Below are 19,329 nucleotides of genomic sequence, written 5' to 3' on the forward strand. Positions count from 1 at the left end.
AGGATCTTTGTGATCCTGTTCAGTCCTTCGCTTAATACGTGTACAATAACGCGCTATTTCTAATGCCTGAGGCAAAGTTGTGATCGAAAATCTGCGTAATATCGCCATCATCGCGCACGTCGACCATGGTAAAACTACCCTGGTTGATAAGCTGCTACAGCAATCCGGTACGTTCGACGCACGTACTGAAGCACAAGAACGTGTGATGGACTCCAACGATTTGGAGAAAGAGCGTGGGATTACCATCCTCGCTAAAAACACTGCAATCAAATGGAATGATTACCGTATCAACATCGTTGATACCCCAGGGCACGCCGACTTCGGAGGTGAAGTTGAGCGTGTTATGTCCATGGTTGACTCTGTGCTGCTGGTGGTTGATGCCTTTGATGGCCCGATGCCGCAGACGCGCTTTGTTACCAAAAAAGCGTTTGCTCACGGTCTGAAGCCGATCGTGGTCATCAACAAAGTTGACCGTCCGGGCGCGCGTCCGGATTGGGTTGTCGACCAGGTATTCGACCTGTTCGTTAACCTCGACGCGACCGACGAACAGCTGGACTTCCCGATCGTTTACGCTTCCGCGCTGAACGGTATCGCGGGTCTGGACCACGAAGACATGGCTGACGACATGACCCCGCTGTACCAGGCGATTGTTGACCGTGTACCGGCGCCGGACGTTGACCTTGACGGTCCGCTGCAGATGCAAATCTCCCAGCTCGACTACAACAACTACGTTGGCGTAATCGGCATTGGTCGCATCAAGCGCGGTAAAGTGAAGCCGAACCAGCAGATCACTATCATCGATAGCGAAGGGAAAACCCGTAACGGTAAAGTCGGTAAAGTACTGACTCACCTGGGTCTCGAGCGTATCGAGAGCGACGTAGCCGAAGCCGGCGACATCATCGCGATCACCGGTCTGGGCGAGCTGAACATCTCCGACACCATCTGCGACCCGCAGAACGTCGAAGCGCTGCCGGCACTGTCTGTTGATGAGCCGACCGTATCAATGTTCTTCAACGTCAACACCTCTCCGTTCTGCGGTAAAGAAGGTAAGTTCGTTACCTCTCGCCAGATCCTGGACCGTCTGAACAAAGAGCTGGTGCACAACGTTGCGCTGCGCGTTGAAGAAACCGAAGACGCCGATGCGTTCCGCGTTTCTGGTCGTGGTGAACTGCACCTGTCCGTTCTGATTGAAAACATGCGTCGTGAAGGTTTCGAGATGGCGGTTTCCCGTCCGAAAGTTATCTTCCGCGAAATCGATGGCCGTAAACAAGAGCCGTTCGAGAACGTGACGCTGGACGTCGAAGAGCAGCACCAGGGTTCTGTCATGCAGGCGCTGGGTGAGCGTAAAGGCGACCTGAAAAACATGAATCCAGACGGCAAAGGCCGCGTACGTCTCGACTACGTGATCCCAAGCCGTGGTCTGATCGGCTTCCGTTCAGAGTTCATGACCATGACTTCCGGTACCGGTCTGCTGTACTCCACCTTCAGCCACTACGACGACGTTCGTCCGGGCGAAGTGGGCCAGCGTAACAACGGCGTACTGATCTCTAACGGTCAGGGTAAAGCGGTTGCGTTCGCACTGTTCGGCCTGCAGGATCGCGGTAAGCTGTTCCTCGGCCACGGCGCTGAAGTTTACGAAGGTCAGATTATCGGTATTCACAGCCGTTCTAATGACCTGACGGTAAACTGCCTGACCGGTAAGAAACTGACTAACATGCGTGCGTCCGGTACTGACGAAGCAACGGTTCTGGTTCCGCCGGTTAAGATGACCCTGGAGCAAGCTCTGGAGTTCATCGATGACGACGAACTGGTAGAAGTTACTCCGACGTCTATCCGTATCCGTAAACGTCACCTGACCGAGAACGATCGTAAACGCGCTATGCGCGGTGCAAAAGAAGAGTAATTACCCTTCTTGCTACCCTTCAAACCTCGCCTCTCCGGCGGGGTTTTTTTATGCCTGTTCCTCATGCTTATCACCTGGGCGGCGCCAGTGTCGCTCCGGGAGAGAGCTCGGTCACAATTATTCTTAAAGCTTGCGACAGCAATTGCTTTCTTTTTTTGCTCAAGAGTAAGATGAGTTATCTGGTTTAAACCAAATGGATTAAACAATGACGAATAACCCATCCACTGTGGAAAATGCGAAAGAGAAACTGGACCTGTGGTTAAAGCAGGGGCTGACGGTATCGGGTGGAAAATTGCCGTCCGAGCGCGAGCTGGGCGAGTTGCTCGGTATCAAGCGTATGACCCTGCGCCAGGCGCTGCTCAGCCTGGAGGCGGAATCAAGAATATTTCGTAAAGACCGTAAAGGCTGGTTTGTCGCCCAGCCGCGTTTTAACTATAGCCCGGAGCTTTCCGCCAGCTTTCAGCGGGCAGCGATTGAACAGGGCAGAGAACCGTCGTGGGGTTTTATCGAAAAGGTACGGACGACGGAGTATCCCGACGTCGCAGAAGCTCTTGTGGCCACCTGTCCTGCGCATGATTTATATCTGATAACCGGCTGGGGGGCATTAGAAGGACATAAAGTTTTTTATCATGAAACGTTTATCAACCCGAATGTTGCGCCGGAGTTTATTACCAGGCTAAAGAACCAATCTTTTTCTTCCGTTTGGGAGAATAATTATCATAAAAATGTTGTTATTAAAAAATTAGCCTTCAGGCCAGTAAGAATGCCCGGCGATGTAAGTAAATTCATTGGCGGCTCTGCTGGTATGCCCGCTATTCTGATAGAAAAACATCGTGCCGATAGTGCAGGTAATATCGTGCAAATAGATCTCGAGTATTGGCGATTTGAGGCTGTGGATCTCTTTATTAACTTGTAGGTATTTTATGCTCACTAAAGATAACGCTGAGAAGATCCTTTCTCGCATTGATAATATTCCTCTTTATCTTCATGCTTATGCATATCACCTGAATATGCGGCTGGAGAGAATTTTACCGGCTGATTTACTGAAAATTGCGAATAGCCATCATTTAAAAGGTGTGAAAATTCATGTCCTCGATGGCGAGCGTTACTCTCTTAGCTGTATGGATAATATGCAATTGGCCGCTTTTGGCGAGCAGGCAAAAGCGTTACGGTTGGATATCCATATAGAAACCAGCGCCTCCGATAAAGAGACCATCGATCAAGCCGTCGCTATCGCATTAAAGACCGGGGCAACCTCCGTTCGTTTTTATCCTCGTTACGAAGGGCCTTTACAAGAAGTTTTAGCGAGAATTACGGCTGATATTCAATATATTAAAGAGACATATAGCCAATCTGGACTTACTTTTACCATTGAACAACATGAAGATTTAAAAAGCGCCGAGTTGGTCAATCTGGTTAAACAAAGCGAGATGCCGTCGCTATCGCTGCTGTTTGATTTTGCCAATATGATCAATGCTAATGAGCGACCGCTTGAGGCGTTGGCAGTGATGTCACCCTATGTCACTCAGGTACACATTAAAGATGCCTGTATCATTGCGGAAAACGGCGGGCTTGGGCACCGGGCCTGTAACTCAGGTCTGGGTGATATGCCGTTTAAGGCGCTGCTGACTGAGTTAATTTGTCTGGGCCAGGAGCAACCACAGGTGATGGCGTACGGACTGGAAGAAGAAGTTGATTATTACGCGCCACCTTTCCGCTTTGCGACTGAAGGCGATAACCCGTGGATCCCGTGGCGACAAATGAGCGAAACGCCTCTGCCTGATACAACGCAACTTGAAACCCGGCTGGATAAAGAAAAACAGGATGCGATCGCCCAGTTAAATTTTGTCATGGACACTTTACGCGATATAAAAAATGATGCACTGAAAGTTCTTGCACGCTAACTTTTAATTACATTTGGTATTTATGATCGCTATTTTTTAGAATGGCGAAATGTTCCATGTCCTTAAATAAAATGATGTTAAGTCATCAGGGGATCTTATGCTCACAAGAAAGAAATGGGCTATATTTAGCCTGTTAACGCTTTGTGGTGGTACCATTTATAAACTGCCTTCATTAAAAGACGCATTTTATATACCGATGCAGGATTATTTTCATTTGACCAACGGTCAGATTGGTAATGCCATGTCGGTAAACTCAGTAGTGACAACCATCGGTTTTTTCTTGTCAATTTACTTTGCCGATAAACTACCGCGTCGCTATACCATGTCATTTTCATTGATAGCGACGGGATTATTAGGTATCTATCTGACGACGATGCCTGGCTATTGGGGCATTCTATTTGTCTGGGCATTATTTGGCGTGACCTGCGACATGATGAACTGGCCGGTATTGTTAAAATCGGTGAGTCGGTTAGGAAATAGCGAACAGCAGGGGCGCTTATTTGGCTTCTTCGAAACGGGGCGCGGAATTGTCGATACCGTTATCGCATTTTCCGCATTAGCTATTTTCACCTGGTTTGGCAGTGGCTTACTGGGTTTTAAAGCCGGGATTTGGTTCTATGCCATTATTGTCATTGTTGTAGGCGTCTTGCTGTTTTTCATGCTTAAGCAGAAGGATGAGCCGACGCCCGCCGCGGATGAAGGCGCCACAAAGCAACAAACCAGCATCTCTTCGGTGCTGAAAGACAAAACTATCTGGCTGATTGCCTTCAATGTGTTCTTTGTTTACGCCGTTTACTGTGGACTCACCTTCTTTATCCCGTTCCTGAAGAACATCTACATGCTGCCGGTAGCCCTGGTTGGCGCCTACGGCATTATTAACCAGTACTGTTTAAAAATGATCGGTGGTCCAATTGGCGGTTTAATTGCCGATAAGATCCTCAAATCGCCAAGTAAATATCTCTTTTATACCTTCTGTATCAGTACGATGGCTTTAGTCGCGTTAATTCTGTTACCGCACGAAAGTATGCCGGTCTATCTGGGTATGGTGTGTACTCTCGGGTTCGGCGCAATTGTTTTTACGCAACGAGCCGTGTTTTTTGCCCCGATTGGGGAAGCGAAAATCGCTGAAAACCAGACGGGCGCGGCGATGGCGCTGGGGAGCTTCATTGGCTATGCACCGGCGATGTTTTGCTACAGCCTGTACGGCTACATTCTCGATCTCAATCCGGGTCTGGTGGGGTACAAGATAGTCTTTGGCATCATGGCCTGCTTCGCTTGCGCCGGCGCGTTCGTTTCGGTGATGCTGGTTAAACGCATCAACCGCAGAAAGAATATGTTGGAAACCGCATTGGTCTGATTTTAAGGGGTCTGCCATTTCACCAAAGCCGCAGATATGCGGCTTTGGTCGTTTTTGCGCCTGAGATGTCTTGAGTCGTTTCCGGTTTGTTCATAGTCAAACCTCTTCTTTCCCGCTACAGTTAATCTTCAACGGCGCGGAAGGAGACAAAAATGCTCTATATCTTTGATTTAGGTAATGTGATTGTCGACATTGACTTCAACCGGGTGCTCGGAACGTGGAGCGATTTGACCCGCATCCCGCTGGCGACGCTAAAGCAAGACTTTGTCATGGGCGATGCCTTCCACCAGCATGAACGCGGGGAGATCAGCGACGAAGAGTTTGCCGCCGCGATGTGCCACGAAATGAACATGCCGCTGAGCTATGAACAGTTCGCCCACGGCTGGCAGGCCGTTTTTGTCGCCTTGCGTCCAGAAGTTACCGACATCATGCAAAAACTTCGCGACCAGGGGCATCGCGTGGTAGTGCTCTCGAACACTAACCGATTACATACCACTTTCTGGCCAAGTGAATATCCGCAAGTGCGTGCTGCCGCCGATCATGTATACCTCTCACAAGAGATGGGGATGCGCAAACCCGAAACGCGTATCTATCAAAGCGTGCTGCAGGAAGAAGGATTTTCGCCGCAAGAAGCGGTCTTTTTTGACGATAACGCCGATAATATAGCTGGGGCTAATCAGTTGGGGATCACCAGTATTCTGGTCACGGGTAAGGAGACCATCCCCAATTACTTTGCGAAGCAGCTATGCTAAAAAGCGTTCATCAAAAAACCAAATACCATACCAGGCCGCTGGTGGCCTGGCTTAAGCTGCTGTGGCGGCGAATTGAAGAAGACAACATGACGACGTTGGCGGGGAATCTGGCCTACGTGTCTTTACTTGCGCTGGTGCCGCTGATCGCCGTGGTTTTTGCCCTGTTTGCCGCCTTCCCGATGTTCTCCGACGTCAGCGTGCAGATCCGCCATTTTATCTTTGCCAACTTCATTCCGGCGACCGGCGATGTCATTCAGGGGTATATCGAACAGTTTGTGGCGAACTCCAGTAGGATGACAGCCGTCGGTGCCTTCGGGTTAATCGTCACCTCATTACTCCTGATGTACTCGATTGATAGCGCGTTGAACACCATCTGGCGCAGCAGTCGGACGCGGCCAAAAATCTATTCATTTGCGGTCTACTGGATGATCCTGACTCTTGGTCCGCTGTTGGCCGGCGCCAGTCTGGCAATCAGTTCCTATCTTCTCTCACTACGCTGGGCCAGCGATCTCAATAGCGTCATTGACGATGTACTCCGTATATTCCCGCTAATCTTATCGTGGGCGGCGTTCTGGATGCTTTATAGCATCGTGCCCACCACCCAGGTGCGCAATCGCGATGCGGTAATCGGTTCGCTGGTGGCGGCACTGCTTTTTGAAGCCGGTAAAAAGGCTTTTGCTCTATATATCACCATGTTTCCGTCATACCAGTTGATTTATGGCGTGATAGCGGTAGTGCCCATTTTATTTGTCTGGGTTTACTGGACCTGGTGTATCGTCTTGCTTGGCGCTGAAATAACTGTCACTCTCGGTGAATACCGCAAACTCAAAAAAGAAGAAACAGAACAACCATGATTGCATTAATTCAACGCGTATCCCGTGCAAGCGTTACCGTGGAGGGTGAAGTGACGGGTGAAATCGGTCCGGGATTGCTGGTGCTGCTGGGCGTCGAGAAAGACGATGACGAACAGAAGGCCAATCGTCTGTGTGAACGGGTGCTCGGCTATCGCATTTTCAGCGACGCCGAAGGCAAAATGAATCTTAATGTCCAGCAGGCGGGCGGCAGCGTGCTGGTGGTTTCGCAATTTACGCTGGCGGCCGATACCGAGCGCGGCATGCGCCCGAGTTTTTCCAAAGGCGCGGCGCCGGACAGAGCGGAAGCGCTGTATGAATACTTTGTTGAGCGCTGCCGTCAGCAAGAGATGAATACTCAGACCGGGAGATTCGCTGCGGATATGCAGGTCTCGCTGGTAAACGATGGTCCCGTGACCTTTTGGTTGCAGGTATGAGTCAGCTTCCGGGCAGGCTGCGGGTAACAAAAGAGAGTACAGCTATGTATCACCTTCGTGTACCGCAAACAGAAGAAGAGTTAGAAAGCTATTATCAGTTCCGCTGGGAGATGCTGCGTAAGCCGCTGCATCAGCCTAAAGGGTCGGAACGCGACGCCTGGGATGCCATGGCGCATCACCAGATGGTCGTCGATGAAGAGGGCAATCTGGTTGCCGTCGGTCGGCTGTATATCAATGCGGAGAATGAAGCCTCGATCCGTTTTATGGCCGTTCATCCTTCCGTTCAGGATAAAGGTTTAGGCACCCTTATGGCGATGACCCTTGAGTCAGTCGCCCGTCAGGAAGGGGTGAAGCGGGTGACCTGTAGCGCCCGTGAAGACGCGATGGAGTTTTTCTCTAAGCTGGGCTTTGTGAACCAGGGAGAAATCACCACGCCGACAACCACGCCGATTCGCCACTTTTTGATGATTAAACCCATTGCTTCACTGGATGATATCCTGCACCGCGGTGACTGGTGCGGCCAGCTGCAGCAGGCCTGGTATCAGCACATTCCGCTGAGCGAAAAGATGGGCGTGCGCATTCAGCAGTACACCGGGCAAAAATTTATCACCACCATGCCCGAAGCGGGGAATCAGAATCCACATCATACGTTGTTTGCCGGCAGCCTGTTTTCGCTCGCCACCTTAACCGGCTGGGGGCTTATTTGGTTAATGCTGCGCGAGCGGCACCTTGGCGGCACGATTATCCTTGCCGATGCGCATATCCGTTACAGCAAGCCTATTAGCGGACGCCCGAATGCGGTGGCCGATTTGGGCTCGCTAAGCGGCGATCTCGATCGCCTGGCGCGAGGGCGCAAGGCTCGCGTACAGCTTCAGGTCGAACTGTTCGGTAACGATAAGCTGGGCGCTGTTTTTGAGGGTACCTATATCGTATTGCCCGCGAAGCCGTTTGGTTCGTATGAAGAGGGCGGGAACGAGGAAGAGTAACCCGCCTCCGGCATTATTATTGGCCTGGCGTTTGCGTACGCCAGGCGATATCGCGCATCGCCTGCCTTGCCGCGAGGCTTATCCCGCCTAACTGAAAGAAACCGTGAATGACGCCCAGATAGCGCTGGCAGGTGCTTTCTACCCCCTGTGCTATTAGCCGCCGGTACAGCGCTTCTCCCTCATCGCGCAAAGGGTCAAATTCGGCCGTCAGGATATGAACCGGCGGCAGCCCGTTAAAATCTTCCCGCCACAGCGGACTGGCTTCCGGATGGGTAGCGGGGCCGCTAAATACATTTCGTAGCCGCTAAGCAGCGTACCCCGGGTAATGATGTAATCCTCGCCGTTGCTGGCGTAGCTTGCCATGCTGGCGGTAGCGTCGAGCATAGGGTAAATCAGGATAAGCTGCGCAGGTTGCCATGCTCCCGCCGCTTTCAGGCGCAGAGCCGTGACCAGGGCGAGGTGGCCGCCGGCGCTGTCGCCGGCCAGCGTGATGCGCGCGGCGTCAACGCCAAGCCGCCGCGCATACCGATGGATAATGTTGGCGCCTCGTTCCGCATCATCGTGCGCCGCCGGAAAAGGGTACTCCGGGGCCAGGCGATACTGCACGGCGATCACCCGGCACCCACTGAACCAGGCAAGCTGGCGCAATTGGTTGTCATGGGTGGCAAAGCCGCCGCTCACAAAACAGCCGCCGTGGTAATACACCATGGTGGGTAGCAAGCCGTTGCTTTTTGGCGGCGAGACGACGCGCAAGGTTATGCCATCGAGCGTGATGTCTTCAACCTGCACACGCGTTTCCGTTTCCCCTGCGAGAACGGCGCTGGCGAGATAGCCGTTTCTCCGGTCATCAATACTCTGTTCTCGTGCTGATGGCCGCCCCGCAGCAATAAACTCCTCAACCAGCGAAGCAATACCTTTTTCCAACGTCATGGCAAGTCCCTTTTACTGGATTAATATCCAGTGTTATAGCCTGGTTTTTGCGAAAAAGATATACCGAATAAAGCCGCGATCGCATTGTGGAAAGCGGCTCGCAAAAGCGTATTTCTCAGCAAAGATCTGCTTCTTCTGTTGAACAATATCTGGAGAAGCAGGATCGGGATAAGGAGAGCATTTCCGGCGTGGTCACGCCGTATGAATGATAACGAGCGACCTGAGTCGCCCGTTACGGAGCGCAGAACTTACTCCCCTTCGCCGGGGAACATGAACGGGTTAATTGAGCTTCTGGCGAAGCCTTCCTGTTCCATGCGAGCATCGAGTACCAGCGAGGCTAAATCGTCGGCAACGGCTTCGACTTTCGGGTCTTTCTCCTGATACATAATCTTCAGGTAGCTCCCGCAGTCGCCGCAGCTTTCGGCTTTCACCGCCGCCTGCTCGTTATCCAGCGACCAGTAGTGCAGGTCGCGGCTCTGTTCGCAGTTGCTGCATTTTACGCGCACCACATGCCATTCGGTTTCACACAAGTTGCAGTGCAGATAGCGCAGCCCCTGAGTGGTGCCGATTTGCACGATGCTGGAGACCGGCATCGAGCCGCAAACCGGGCAGAACTGGCGATGCTCGCCGTATTCGGCGCGCGCTTTCCCCGGGATCAGGCTGGCCATTTGCGCCCAGTACAGCGACAGCGCGGCCCAGATAAACGGCGCTTTGTCGCTGCTGACCGAGGCGAAATCGGAAGCAAACAGCGCGCTGGCCATCTCTTCCAGTTCCGGCCCGGAAGCTTTTTCCAGATTCTCGATAACCGACAGCGCCGGGCCGCTCATCTCCGGTTTCAGCTCGGCGATCAGCGAATGCAGCAGTTTGTGCCAGTGTTTATCACGCGGCAATACGTGAATATCCAGCGGCGGCTTGCCCTGATCGTTGGCCTCTTTAATGCGGGCAGTCAGATCCATCTGCAACGGATGGTCGTACAGCACCACTTCCTGCGCATGAGCGATCAGCGCGGCAAAGCGCAGGTAATCGCCCAGTGGGTTATTGGCGGCCAGCTCGCGCAGGCGCTCCGCGCGGCGGTTATACAGATTCTTCAGTCTGGGGAACAGTAGCGGCGGAATTGCTTCCGCCGTGCGTTTCTCGCTCGAACCCAGCTCGTCTTGCGGGATTATGCGAATACTCATGCAGTCTATTTTTCCTGTTTCTGGCGGACTTCACGGTACCAGCGCGGGTGATGTTTCTTCGCCCACGTTTTGGTAACCCAGCCTTCCACCATCGCGGTAATGGTGCCTTTCACCCAGAGGGCGGCGTAGATATGCACCATGATAACCACAATTAACGCGACTGCGGCAAAAGAATGCAGCATCAGCGCGAATCGGATCACCGGGATTGAGAATGCAGGCGCAAAGTACGGACGCCAGATGATCACGCCGCTTACCAGCAGCAGCACCAGGAAAATAATTGCCGCCCAGAATACGCATTTCTGGCCGAAGTTATAACGCCCGGTATCGCCTACCTCCTCGTTGACGACGATCTTACGAATATTCTTCGCCCAAAAGATATCATCCCGATTGATTAGGTTATGGTGCCAGTAACGGAAAAACATGATGATAAACGACGCGAACATCACCACCCCGACGAACGGGTGGAGAATACGCGCCAGCTGCGGCGTACCGAGAATATGCATCAGCCAGTTAAACGACGGGAAGAAAAAGCCTAACCCGCTTATCGCCGCCAGAATAAAGCAGAAGGCGGTTATCCAGTGGTTGATGCGTTCCGGCGCCGTGTAGCGCACGATGGTGTCACGTTTTCTCATTTGCGCACCTCGTCTTTCTCTTCATGCAGGTTGTCTTCTTCCTCATCTGCGCGGTTTGGACCGACGCCGACGTAGTGGAAGATGCTGGCTGCGAAGGTCGCAGCAAAGCCGACCGCCGCCAGCGGTTTCCAGATACCTTTCCAGAATTTCACCGTTTGGCTGATTTCCGGATTCTCCGGCAGACCGTGGTACAGATTCGATTTATCGGCATGGTGCAACACGTACATCACGTGGGTGCCGCCGACGCCAGCCGGATCGTACAGGCCCGCCTTGTCGTAACCGCGGGTTTTCAGCTCTGCGACGCGCTCGCCGGCCAGCGTTTTCATATCCTCTTTCGAACCAAAGTGGATAGCGCCGGTCGGACAGGTTTTCACGCAGGCCGGTTCCTGGCCGACGGTCACGCGGTCTACGCACAGCGTACATTTGTAGACGCGGTTGTCTTCCGGGTTCAGGCGCGGTACATCGAACGGGCAACCTGCGATGCAGTAGCCGCAGCCGATACACTGCTCAGACTGGAAGTCGACGATGCCGTTAGCGTACTGAATGATCGCGCCTTCTGACGGACAGGCCTTCAGGCAGCCCGGGTCAGCGCAGTGCATGCAGCCATCTTTACGAATAAGCCATTCCAGCTTGTCGTTTTGTTCCACTTCCGAGAAGCGCATGACCGTCCATGACTTGGCGGTCAGGTCCGCCGGGTTGTCATACACCCCGACGTTGTTACCCACTTCGTCACGAAGGTCGTTCCATTCGGAACAGGCCACCTGGCAGGCTTTACAGCCGATACAGGTGGTAACGTCGATAAGCTTCGCCACTTCCTGCTGGTGGTCCCGCGCCTGAGGCGCGGGAGTGAAACCGTTAGTCGCGGAACGACGAATAATATCTTGCGATTGATAAGCCATAAGTCGTCTCCGTTACACCTTTTCCACGTTCACGAGGAAGGCCTTAAACTCCGGCGTCTGCGTGTTGGCGTCGCCGACGAACGGCGTCAGCGTATTGGCGATAAAGCCTTTTTTCGCCACGCCTTCGTAGCCCCAGTGAATAGGAATACCGATGGTATCCACCTCTTTACCGTGAACCTGCAGCGTACGAATACGCTTGGTCACCACCGCCTTGGCTTTGATATAGCCGCGGTTAGAGGAGACCTTCACGGTATCGCCGTGGCCGATGCCGAGCTTATTCGCCAGTTTTTCACCGATCTCCACAAACTGTTCCGGCTGCGCGATGGCGTTAAGCAGCGCGTGTTTGGTCCAGTAGTGGAAGTGCTCGGTCAGGCGGTAAGTGGTGCCGACGTACGGGAACTTTTCGGCCTTGCCCATCTGCTCGAGATCGCCTTTAAAGACGCGAGCGGCCGGGTTCGAGACCACGTTTGGATGCAGCGGGTTAGTCCCCAGCGGCGTTTCAAACGGTTCGTAGTGTTCCGGGAACGGCCCTTCAGCCATCTTATCGATAGCGAACAGACGCCCCATCCCTTCAGGCTGCATGATAAACGGACCGACGTCGCTACCAGGGGCGGCGGCGCTGTAATCCGGAATATCCACACCGCCCCATTTCGCGCCGTCCCATTTCAGCAACTGACGCTTCGGATCCCACGGTTTACCCTGCGGATCCGCGGAGGCGCGGTTATACAGAATGCGGCGGTTTAGCGGCCATGCCCAGGCCCAGCCCAGCGTATTGCCGAGGCCTGACGGGTCGGCGTTATCGCGGCGCGCCATCTGGTTGCCTTCCGGCGTCCAGCTTCCGGCGAAGATCCAGCAGCCGCTGGAAGTCGTGCCGTCATCGCGTAGCTGTGCAAAGGAGCTCAGTTGCTGCCCTTTCTTAACGATTACCGCGCCGGTTGCCGGATCGGTAATATCCGCCAGCGCTTTACCGTTACTTTCCATCGCCACTTCTTCAGATGCTGGCTCGTGCGGCGTGGAGTAGTTCCACGTCATGTTGAGCACCGGCTCCGGCGTCGGGCCGCCTTCTTCGGCATACATCTTACGCAGACGCGAGAAGATACCGGCGAGGATTTCGCCATCGGTCACGGCGATCCCCGGGGCGTCCGCGCCTTTCCAGTGCCACTGCAGCCAGCGGCCGGAGTTGACGATAGAACCGTTTTCTTCGGCGAAGCAGGTGGACGGCAGACGGAATACTTCGGTCTGGATTTTCGACGGGTCAACATCGTTGGACTCACCGTGGTTTTGCCAGAAGGTGGACGTTTCGGTGTTGAGCGGGTCGATGGTTACAAGGAACTTCAGCTTCGACAGGGAAGCCACTACCTTGTTTTTGTTCGGGAACGAGGCGACCGGGTTAAAGCCCTGGCAAATATAGCCATTCACTTTGCCCTGATTCATCATCTCGAAATACTGCAGGACGTCGTAGCTCTTATCCCACTTCGGCAACCAGTCAAAGCCCCAGCTATTCTCGGCCGTAGCTTTATCGCCGAAGAAGGCTTTCATCATGGAGACGAAGAACTTCGGATAGTTGCCCCAGTAGTTCACCTGGTCTTTCAACAGCGGTTTCGGCGTGTTGGCGCTCAGGTAGGTCTGCAGGTCGGCCTGTTTTTCATTAGGCAGCGACATGTATCCCGGCAGGCTGGTTGAGAGCAGGCCGAGGTCGGTCAGACCCTGGATGTTGGAGTGACCGCGCAGGGCATTGACGCCGCCGCCTGCCATCCCCATGTTGCCAAGCAGCAGCTGGATCATCGCCATGGTGCGAATGTTCTGCGCGCCGATGGAGTGCTGGGTCCAGCCGAGGGCATACAGGAACGACGCGGTTTTATCGTGCGCGCTGGTTTCTGCAATATATTCGCAAACTTTAAGGAAATCGGCCTTCGGCGTACCACAGATGTTTTCAACCACATCCGGCGTATAGCGGGAAACGTGCTGTTTTAGCAGATTCCAGACGCAGCGTGGATGCTGTAGCGTGGTATCGCGTTTGGCGAAGCCGTTTTCATCCAGCTCGTAGTTCCAGCTGGTTTTGTCATACTGGCGTTTTTCGGCATCGTAGCCGCTGAACAGACCATCATCAAAGCTGTAGTCCTCACGCACGATCAGGCTGGCGTTGGTATAGGCTTCGGTGTATTCACGGTTGAATTTTTCGTTATTCAGCAGATACAGGATGACGCCCGACAGGAAGGTTATGTCGGTACCGGAACGAATCGGGGTATAGAAATCAGCCACCGACGCCGTACGCGTAAAGCGCGGATCGATAACGATGAGCTTGGCGCCGTTATGAATTTTGGCTTCCATCGCCCAGCGGAACCCCACCGGATGCGCTTCTGCGGCGTTACCGCCCATCACCACGATCAGGTTGGCGTTTTTAATATCAACCCAGTGGTTGGTCATCGCACCGCGACCAAATGTTGGAGCAAGACTTGCTACCGTTGGTCCGTGTCAGACACGCGCCTGGTTATCCACCGCCAGCATCCCGAGGGCGCGGGTGAATTTCTGCGTTAAATAGCCGGTTTCGTTACTGGAAGCGGAGGCGCACAGCATACCGGTGGTCAGCCAACGGTTAACGGTGGTGCCGGCGCTGTTTTGGGCGATAAAGTTGGCGTCACGGTCTTCTTTCATCAGCTTCGCGATGCGATCGAACGCTTCGTCCCAGCTGATTTGTTGCCATTTATCAGAACCTGGCGCACGATATTCCGGGAATTTCAGGCGGCTTTCAGAATGGATAAAGTCCACCAGACCGGCCCCTTTCGGGCAGAGCGCACCACGGTTTACCGGATGGTCCGGATCGCCTTCGATATGAAAAATGGATGCTTTGGCGTTTTTCGCACCGTCGCCGAGGCTATACATCAATAGCCCGCAGCCAACGGAACAGTACGTACAGGTGTTGCGGGTTTCGCGAGTACGCAGCAGTTTATACTGCCGGGTTTCCGCGAGCGCAGTAGCCGGGGCAAAGCCCAGCGCTGCTGCCGTCGTGCCTGCCATACCGCCAGCGCAGATCTTAAAGAACTGCCTTCTGCTGACCTGCATGGTTCGCTCCTTGTTTCGACATTGTCACATGTAGTTATTTACTTTGCGGTGAAGGCCGCAAAGGTTCAGAATTGAGTTAATTTCCCTCGGTCCTGGAGGGATATAAAACAGAATACCACATTGTGTGTATGCCTGTTCCAATACGGTTAAATGAAAGTGAATAAGAACCTTCCTGAACAAATCAAAAATGTGACAGATGTCACAGGTTATCGCCAGATTACCCTCTGGAAACGCGAGGATTTACAACATTCTCAGCCAGACGAGGTAGCTGAAGAGGTACCCGTCGCTCTGGTCTATAACGGCATCTCGCACGTTGTCATGATGGCGACGCCACGTGACCTGGAACATTTCGCCGTCGGTTTTTCCCTGTCGGAAGGGATTATTCAAAGTCGACAAGAGATCTACGGGATGGACGTGGTGCAGGCCTGTAACGGGGTAGAAGTGCAAATCGAACTCTCCAGCCGTCGGTTTATGGGGCTGAAAGAGCGCCGCCGGGCGCTCGCCGGGCGTACCGGCTGTGGAGTATGTGGCGTCGAGCAGCTAAATGATATCGGTAAGCCCGTCGAGCCGCTGCCCTTCAGCCAGACCTTTGCGCTCTCTCATCTCGATCGCGCGCTCAAACAGTTAAATGAGGTTCAGCCAATCGGCCGCCTGACCGGCTGTACACACGCCGCCGCGTGGGTGCGCCCTGATGGCGAACTGGCGGGCGGGCATGAAGATGTAGGCCGTCACGTTGCGCTGGATAAACTGCTGGGGCGCCGTAGTGAAGAAGGAGAGGGCTGGCAGCAGGGCGCGGCCTTAGTCTCCAGCCGCGCCAGTTATGAGATGGTACAGAAGGCCGCAATGTGTGGGGTGGAAATTCTGTTTGCCGTTTCCGCGGCGACGACCCTGGCGGTTGAAGTCGCCGAGCGTTGTAATCTGACGCTGGTGGGCTTCTGCAGGCCAGGCAGAGCGACGATTTATACTCATCCGCAGCGCCTGATTGCAGGTTAATTGTTGGTCAGTTTTTTTGAAAGATGACAGCAAATCCTTCCGCTTTTAGTTACGGGATGTGAAGACTATTATTTATCACATCAAGGCACGGCGCCTTATCCAAACAACTAAATGAAAGGGTTTATATCATGAAAAGCATCAAAACTTTTGTCGCTGTTATCGCTCTGGCCGCTTCTTTCGGTTCTTTCGCCGCGCAATCCGTGACCGCCACCGCTTCCACTATGGACGCCGCGGAAGCGAAAATCGCCGCTCAGGCGCAGGCTGCTGGCGCGTCTTCTTACACCATTACCGAAGCATTTAACGGTAACCGCGTGCATATGACCGCTGAGCTGAACAAATAAGCTGGCAACCCACTACCGTCGAAAGAGCGCCTCAGGGCGCTTTTTTAGTTTATACCCGCCAGGCGCAGCAGCGCCGTCACCACCGCCGCGGCGATAATCACCACGATAAGCGGCATCTTGCGCCAGGCAAGGAACACGGCAAAACCGACACCCAGTACCCGCGCCATGCCGGAAAAATGCTCGCTTTCATAAAAGGTGGTCGCCAGCGCCACGGAAAAAAGCAATACCGTCGCGGCATCAGAAAGCAGCGCCTGCGAGCGCTCGGAAAACGCTAAACGGCTGCCAAGCTTTGCCCCGCCCAAACGCATCAGATATGTGCCGATCGACAGAATCGCGATCCCGGCGATAAACAGCGTCATATTAGCCATTATTTTTTCCTCGCCAGTAAACCAAACAATGAGAGCAGAACCGGTAATCCAACCGGCGCGAAGGGCACGGCGGCAAGCGAAATAACCGCGCCGCTACAGGCACGAATCAGTGTGGTACGTTTTTTAAAAGCCGGTACCACCAGCGCCAGCAGGATAGCCGGGAATACCGCATCCAGGCCGATGGTTTCCGGTGCGGGTAATAATTTACCGACGCCGGCGCCCAGCAGGGTACCGAGCGGCCAGATGAGCGCCACGCCCAGCCCGCAGAGCCAGTAGGCGGCTTTACGCTGCTCCGGGGTTTTCTGCGACAGGCCGAACACCACGCTCTCATCATTCATAATATGGCAGCCGAGCAGGCTGGCGGCGCGGGCGCCGACCAGATCGCGCACGGTGACGCCAAAAGGAACGTGGCGGGCGTTCACCAGTAAACCTGCCGCCGCCGCGGCGAGCGGGTTACCGCCGCTGGCGACAATACCGATAAACATAAACTCAGAGGCGCCGGCCAGCACCGTAATGGAAAGGACAAACGGCACCCACAGTGGAAAACCGTAAGCCATCGCTAATGAACCGTAAGACATGCCAACCACGCCGACCGCCAGGCATACCAGAATGATTGCTTTAATGGTGTCTCCACTGAGACAGGAAAATTTGTAACGCATACGCTTTAGCCATATCGAACGAATTTCCATTATAATGAACGCAACAGAATGGTTTTTCAAGACGAACGATTCGTTCGATATAAAATACGAGGAGCGGTGTATGACACAGCCCATCAGCGTAATTGCTAAAAGCCTGACGCGCGAGCGCTCGCGCACCGGGCTCTCACTGGCGGAGGTGGCGCGCCGCGCCGGGATAGCCAAATCGACCCTGTCACAGCTGGAATCCGGCAATGGCAACCCTAGCCTGGAAACATTGTGGGCGCTGTGCGTGGCGCTGGACATTCCCTTCGCCCGCTTACTGGAGCCGCAGGCCAACCAGACCCAGGTGATTCGCCGCGGCGAAGGCACCAAAGTGGTTGCTGAGCAGGCCAACTATCAGGCCATTTTGCTGGCGGCTTGTCCCCCCGGCGCGCGTCGCGACATCTATCTGCTGTTGACGCAGCCCGGCGCCGATCGGATCTCGCACCCGCACCCGCCCGGGTCGGTCGAACATATTATTATCACTCAGGGGCGCGCGCGCGTTGGTCTTACCGAAGCGCCGGAAGAGCTGGGAGAAGGGGATTACATCTGCTACCCGGCCGATCGGGAACACCTCTTTCAGGCGCTGGAGCCGGATACCCAGGCGCTGCTGGTGGCAGAGCAAAATTAGTCAGAATCTGCGCATTTTATTCTGATGCGCAGAAGATTATTTCATTTCCCATTAATGATTGAGTGAATTATTTATTCACTCAATTTCTTCATTGTTTTTCCATTTTTGTTTCCTTCCGTTTTGCCTGAAAACATGGGATTGATGTCACTCTTCCTTCCGGAAGGGGTTCGTATACTTAATTCGTGACATTGGGGCCTATTATGTTTTTAGAAGAACGTAGAAAGCATATCCTGAAATATTTAAACGATCATGAGCGTGGTTTTGTTAATTATTTTGCTGCTTATTTTAGTGTTTCAAAAGAAACCATTCGCAGTGATTTAAATATTCTTGCAGAAATGGGGTTGGTGCAACGTTGTTATGGCGGGGCGATTATTTCCCGGCACAATTTAAAGGCTGAACTTATTTCTGAAACCGGTGATAGTTTCGGCGTGCTGCTGCAGCCGATTAACCATCGGAAACCTACGGCGAGCGGTCAGCAGAAAGGAAAATCGATGAACGGCAAAGTGTGTGTATTCGGCTCATTTAATGTGGATATCGTGGCTCGAGTGGAGCGTTTTCCGCGCGGCGGAGAATCGCTACTGGCGCTCGCCAGCAGCCTTGGGCCCGGTGGCAAGGGGGCGAATCAGGCGACGGCGGCCAGTAAAGCCGGCGCGCAGGTCCATTTTGTCGCTAAGGTGGGCAAGGATCAGTTTAGCCACCTGGCGGCCGATCATCTCACTCGTTCAGAAATACACTCCTATACGCTTTATCAATCTGAGAGCGAACCTACCGGCAATGCCATTATTTATGTTTCGCAGGAAAATGGCGAAAATATGATTGCTATTTACTCTGGCGCCAATACTACAATAACGCATAATGAGATTGAGGCGATTATTCCAGAGTTGTCCGCCTCCGACGTTTTACTTGTTCAGCTTGAGAATAATTTTGACGCCACCCATTCGCTAATAAAAATCGCCAGGGAACTCGGTAAGACAGTCATTCTCAATCCGGCGCCATACTCGGCGGAAATAATCAAAAGCATCCCTTATATCGATGTGATTACACCGAATGAAACCGAGGCTTCATTATTATCCGGTATCGACATTCACGATGTTGATACTGCCAAAGAAGCCGCGCTGCGCATCGCTGAATTAGGTGTAAAGAAAGTTCTGATTACCATGGGGTCGCGCGGAGCGCTGCTGCTGGATAATCGCCAGTTTAGCCAAATTCGCGCCTTTCCGGCGGTCACCGTCGATACCACCGGCGCTGGCGATGCGTTTAATGGCGCGCTCGCCGCCTCGCTGGCTGCCGGCAACACCCTGGTTCAGGCCGCGACCTGGGCCTCTGCTTTCGCCTCTCTGGCCGTCGAGCTGGAGGGGGCTTCCAACATGCCTGACTTTGCGCAGGCAAGTGCCCGACTCCGTACCCTCTAATCCAGGAAAAATAAG

At 53.6% G+C, this 19,329-nt stretch carries 18 protein-coding genes and 1 pseudogene; 12 read left to right on the forward strand and 7 right to left on the reverse strand.

What is annotated here, in order from left to right; genetic code table 11:
* Positions 1-79: 79 nt before the first annotated feature.
* From typA to fabY, 8 genes are all read left to right on the forward strand, one after another.
* Complete coding sequence (gene typA / locus PGS10_RS22975) at positions 80-1,903, forward strand: ribosome-dependent GTPase TypA (protein ID WP_045378776.1); 1,824 nt, start codon at positions 80-82, stop codon at positions 1,901-1,903.
* Positions 1,904-2,108: 205 nt separating this feature from the next.
* Positions 2,109-2,819, forward strand: coding sequence for a GntR family transcriptional regulator (locus PGS10_RS22980; protein ID WP_020077565.1), 711 nt, complete (start codon positions 2,109-2,111; stop codon positions 2,817-2,819).
* A 7-nt stretch (positions 2,820-2,826) separates the two neighbouring features.
* Positions 2,827-3,807 (forward strand): sugar phosphate isomerase/epimerase family protein, encoded by a 981-nt coding sequence (locus tag PGS10_RS22985; RefSeq protein WP_047064456.1) that lies wholly within the window; start codon positions 2,827-2,829, stop codon positions 3,805-3,807.
* A gap of 97 nt (positions 3,808-3,904) precedes the next feature.
* Positions 3,905-5,164, forward strand: coding sequence for an MFS transporter (locus tag PGS10_RS22990; protein WP_047066324.1), 1,260 nt, complete (start codon positions 3,905-3,907; stop codon positions 5,162-5,164).
* Between the two features lie 152 nt (positions 5,165-5,316).
* Positions 5,317-5,916, forward strand: a complete 600-nt coding sequence (yihX, locus tag PGS10_RS22995) for a glucose-1-phosphatase (RefSeq protein ID WP_047078390.1) — start codon at positions 5,317-5,319, stop codon at positions 5,914-5,916.
* Positions 5,910-6,770: a virulence factor BrkB family protein gene (locus PGS10_RS23000; protein WP_015368968.1), complete on the forward strand. Its 861-nt coding sequence runs from the start codon at positions 5,910-5,912 to the stop codon at positions 6,768-6,770. The genes yihX and PGS10_RS23000 overlap by 7 nt, the downstream gene beginning before the upstream one ends.
* On the forward strand, positions 6,767-7,204 hold the full coding sequence (gene dtd / locus PGS10_RS23005) for a D-aminoacyl-tRNA deacylase (protein WP_015368967.1): 438 nt from the start codon (positions 6,767-6,769) through the stop codon (positions 7,202-7,204). Before PGS10_RS23000 ends, dtd begins: the two co-directional genes overlap by 4 nt.
* Before the next feature lie 44 nt (positions 7,205-7,248).
* Positions 7,249-8,190 carry a fatty acid biosynthesis protein FabY gene (gene fabY, locus PGS10_RS23010; RefSeq protein ID WP_015368966.1) on the forward strand — a complete coding sequence of 314 codons (942 nt, stop codon included), beginning with the start codon at positions 7,249-7,251 and terminating at the stop codon, positions 8,188-8,190.
* Positions 8,191-8,206: 16 nt separating this feature from the next.
* Here the strand turns inward: fabY and PGS10_RS23015 are convergent.
* From PGS10_RS23015 to fdnG, 5 genes and pseudogenes are all read right to left on the reverse strand, one after another.
* Positions 8,207-9,120: pseudogene (locus PGS10_RS23015) on the reverse strand (alpha/beta hydrolase).
* Between the two features lie 248 nt (positions 9,121-9,368).
* Entirely contained in the window at positions 9,369-10,298 is a 930-nt protein-coding gene (fdhE, locus tag PGS10_RS23020) for a formate dehydrogenase accessory protein FdhE (RefSeq protein WP_015368963.1), read from the reverse strand.
* 5 nt (positions 10,299-10,303) lie between these two features.
* Entirely contained in the window at positions 10,304-10,930 is a 627-nt protein-coding gene (gene fdoI / locus PGS10_RS23025) for a formate dehydrogenase cytochrome b556 subunit (protein WP_063414118.1), read from the reverse strand.
* Positions 10,927-11,829, reverse strand: a complete 903-nt coding sequence (gene fdxH / locus PGS10_RS23030) for a formate dehydrogenase subunit beta (protein ID WP_316423559.1) — start codon at positions 11,827-11,829, stop codon at positions 10,927-10,929. The genes fdoI and fdxH overlap by 4 nt, the downstream gene beginning before the upstream one ends.
* Positions 11,830-11,841: 12 nt before the next feature.
* Positions 11,842-14,892, reverse strand: coding sequence for a formate dehydrogenase-N subunit alpha (fdnG, locus tag PGS10_RS23035; protein ID WP_113771572.1), 3,051 nt, complete (start codon positions 14,890-14,892; stop codon positions 11,842-11,844).
* Between the two features lie 156 nt (positions 14,893-15,048).
* Here fdnG and fdhD point away from each other — a divergent pair, with 156 nt between their 5' ends.
* Both fdhD and PGS10_RS23045 read left to right on the forward strand, forming a co-directional pair.
* Positions 15,049-15,885, forward strand: coding sequence for a formate dehydrogenase accessory sulfurtransferase FdhD (gene fdhD, locus PGS10_RS23040; RefSeq protein WP_316423560.1), 837 nt, complete (start codon positions 15,049-15,051; stop codon positions 15,883-15,885).
* 128 nt (positions 15,886-16,013) lie between these two features.
* Positions 16,014-16,226 (forward strand): YdgH/BhsA/McbA-like domain containing protein, encoded by a 213-nt coding sequence (locus tag PGS10_RS23045; RefSeq protein WP_015368957.1) that lies wholly within the window; start codon positions 16,014-16,016, stop codon positions 16,224-16,226.
* A 44-nt stretch (positions 16,227-16,270) separates the two neighbouring features.
* Here PGS10_RS23045 and PGS10_RS23050 read toward each other — a convergent pair whose 3' ends face one another.
* Together PGS10_RS23050 and PGS10_RS23055 are read right to left on the reverse strand one after the other, a co-directional pair.
* A complete protein-coding gene (locus PGS10_RS23050; protein ID WP_045395272.1) occupies positions 16,271-16,594 on the reverse strand; it encodes an AzlD domain-containing protein in 324 nt (107 codons plus the stop codon).
* On the reverse strand, positions 16,594-17,253 hold the full coding sequence (locus PGS10_RS23055) for an AzlC family ABC transporter permease (RefSeq protein WP_045395274.1): 660 nt from the start codon (positions 17,251-17,253) through the stop codon (positions 16,594-16,596). Before PGS10_RS23055 ends, PGS10_RS23050 begins: the two co-directional genes overlap by 1 nt.
* A 100-nt stretch (positions 17,254-17,353) precedes the next feature.
* Between PGS10_RS23055 and PGS10_RS23060 the strand changes: the two genes are divergently transcribed.
* Together PGS10_RS23060 and PGS10_RS23065 are read left to right on the forward strand one after the other, a co-directional pair.
* Positions 17,354-17,902 carry a helix-turn-helix domain-containing protein gene (locus PGS10_RS23060; protein WP_015368954.1) on the forward strand — a complete coding sequence of 183 codons (549 nt, stop codon included), beginning with the start codon at positions 17,354-17,356 and terminating at the stop codon, positions 17,900-17,902.
* A 200-nt stretch (positions 17,903-18,102) separates the two neighbouring features.
* Positions 18,103-19,314 (forward strand): PfkB family carbohydrate kinase, encoded by a 1,212-nt coding sequence (locus PGS10_RS23065; protein ID WP_032712973.1) that lies wholly within the window; start codon positions 18,103-18,105, stop codon positions 19,312-19,314.
* Positions 19,315-19,329: the final 15 nt, after the last annotated feature.

This window comes from Klebsiella sp. 141153 (genome assembly GCF_032601995.1).
Taxonomy (GTDB): domain Bacteria; phylum Pseudomonadota; class Gammaproteobacteria; order Enterobacterales; family Enterobacteriaceae; genus Klebsiella; species Klebsiella aerogenes.

Coding starts and splice junctions, on each gene's coding strand:
- PGS10_RS22980 (WP_020077565.1), top strand. CDS start 2,109: ATGACGAATAACCCATCCACTGTGGAAAATGCGAAAGAGAAACTGGAC.
- PGS10_RS22985 (WP_047064456.1), top strand. CDS start 2,827: ATGCTCACTAAAGATAACGCTGAGAAGATCCTTTCTCGCATTGATAAT.
- PGS10_RS22990 (WP_047066324.1), top strand. CDS start 3,905: ATGCTCACAAGAAAGAAATGGGCTATATTTAGCCTGTTAACGCTTTGT.
- yihX (WP_047078390.1), top strand. CDS start 5,317: ATGCTCTATATCTTTGATTTAGGTAATGTGATTGTCGACATTGACTTC.
- PGS10_RS23000 (WP_015368968.1), top strand. CDS start 5,910: ATGCTAAAAAGCGTTCATCAAAAAACCAAATACCATACCAGGCCGCTG.
- dtd (WP_015368967.1), top strand. CDS start 6,767: ATGATTGCATTAATTCAACGCGTATCCCGTGCAAGCGTTACCGTGGAG.
- fabY (WP_015368966.1), top strand. CDS start 7,249: ATGTATCACCTTCGTGTACCGCAAACAGAAGAAGAGTTAGAAAGCTAT.
- fdhE (WP_015368963.1), bottom strand. CDS start 10,298: ATGAGTATTCGCATAATCCCGCAAGACGAGCTGGGTTCGAGCGAGAAA.
- fdoI (WP_063414118.1), bottom strand. CDS start 10,930: ATGAGAAAACGTGACACCATCGTGCGCTACACGGCGCCGGAACGCATC.
- fdxH (WP_316423559.1), bottom strand. CDS start 11,829: ATGGCTTATCAATCGCAAGATATTATTCGTCGTTCCGCGACTAACGGT.
- PGS10_RS23045 (WP_015368957.1), top strand. CDS start 16,014: ATGAAAAGCATCAAAACTTTTGTCGCTGTTATCGCTCTGGCCGCTTCT.
- PGS10_RS23050 (WP_045395272.1), bottom strand. CDS start 16,594: ATGGCTAATATGACGCTGTTTATCGCCGGGATCGCGATTCTGTCGATC.
- PGS10_RS23055 (WP_045395274.1), bottom strand. CDS start 17,253: ATGCGTTACAAATTTTCCTGTCTCAGTGGAGACACCATTAAAGCAATC.
- PGS10_RS23060 (WP_015368954.1), top strand. CDS start 17,354: ATGACACAGCCCATCAGCGTAATTGCTAAAAGCCTGACGCGCGAGCGC.
- PGS10_RS23065 (WP_032712973.1), top strand. CDS start 18,103: ATGTTTTTAGAAGAACGTAGAAAGCATATCCTGAAATATTTAAACGAT.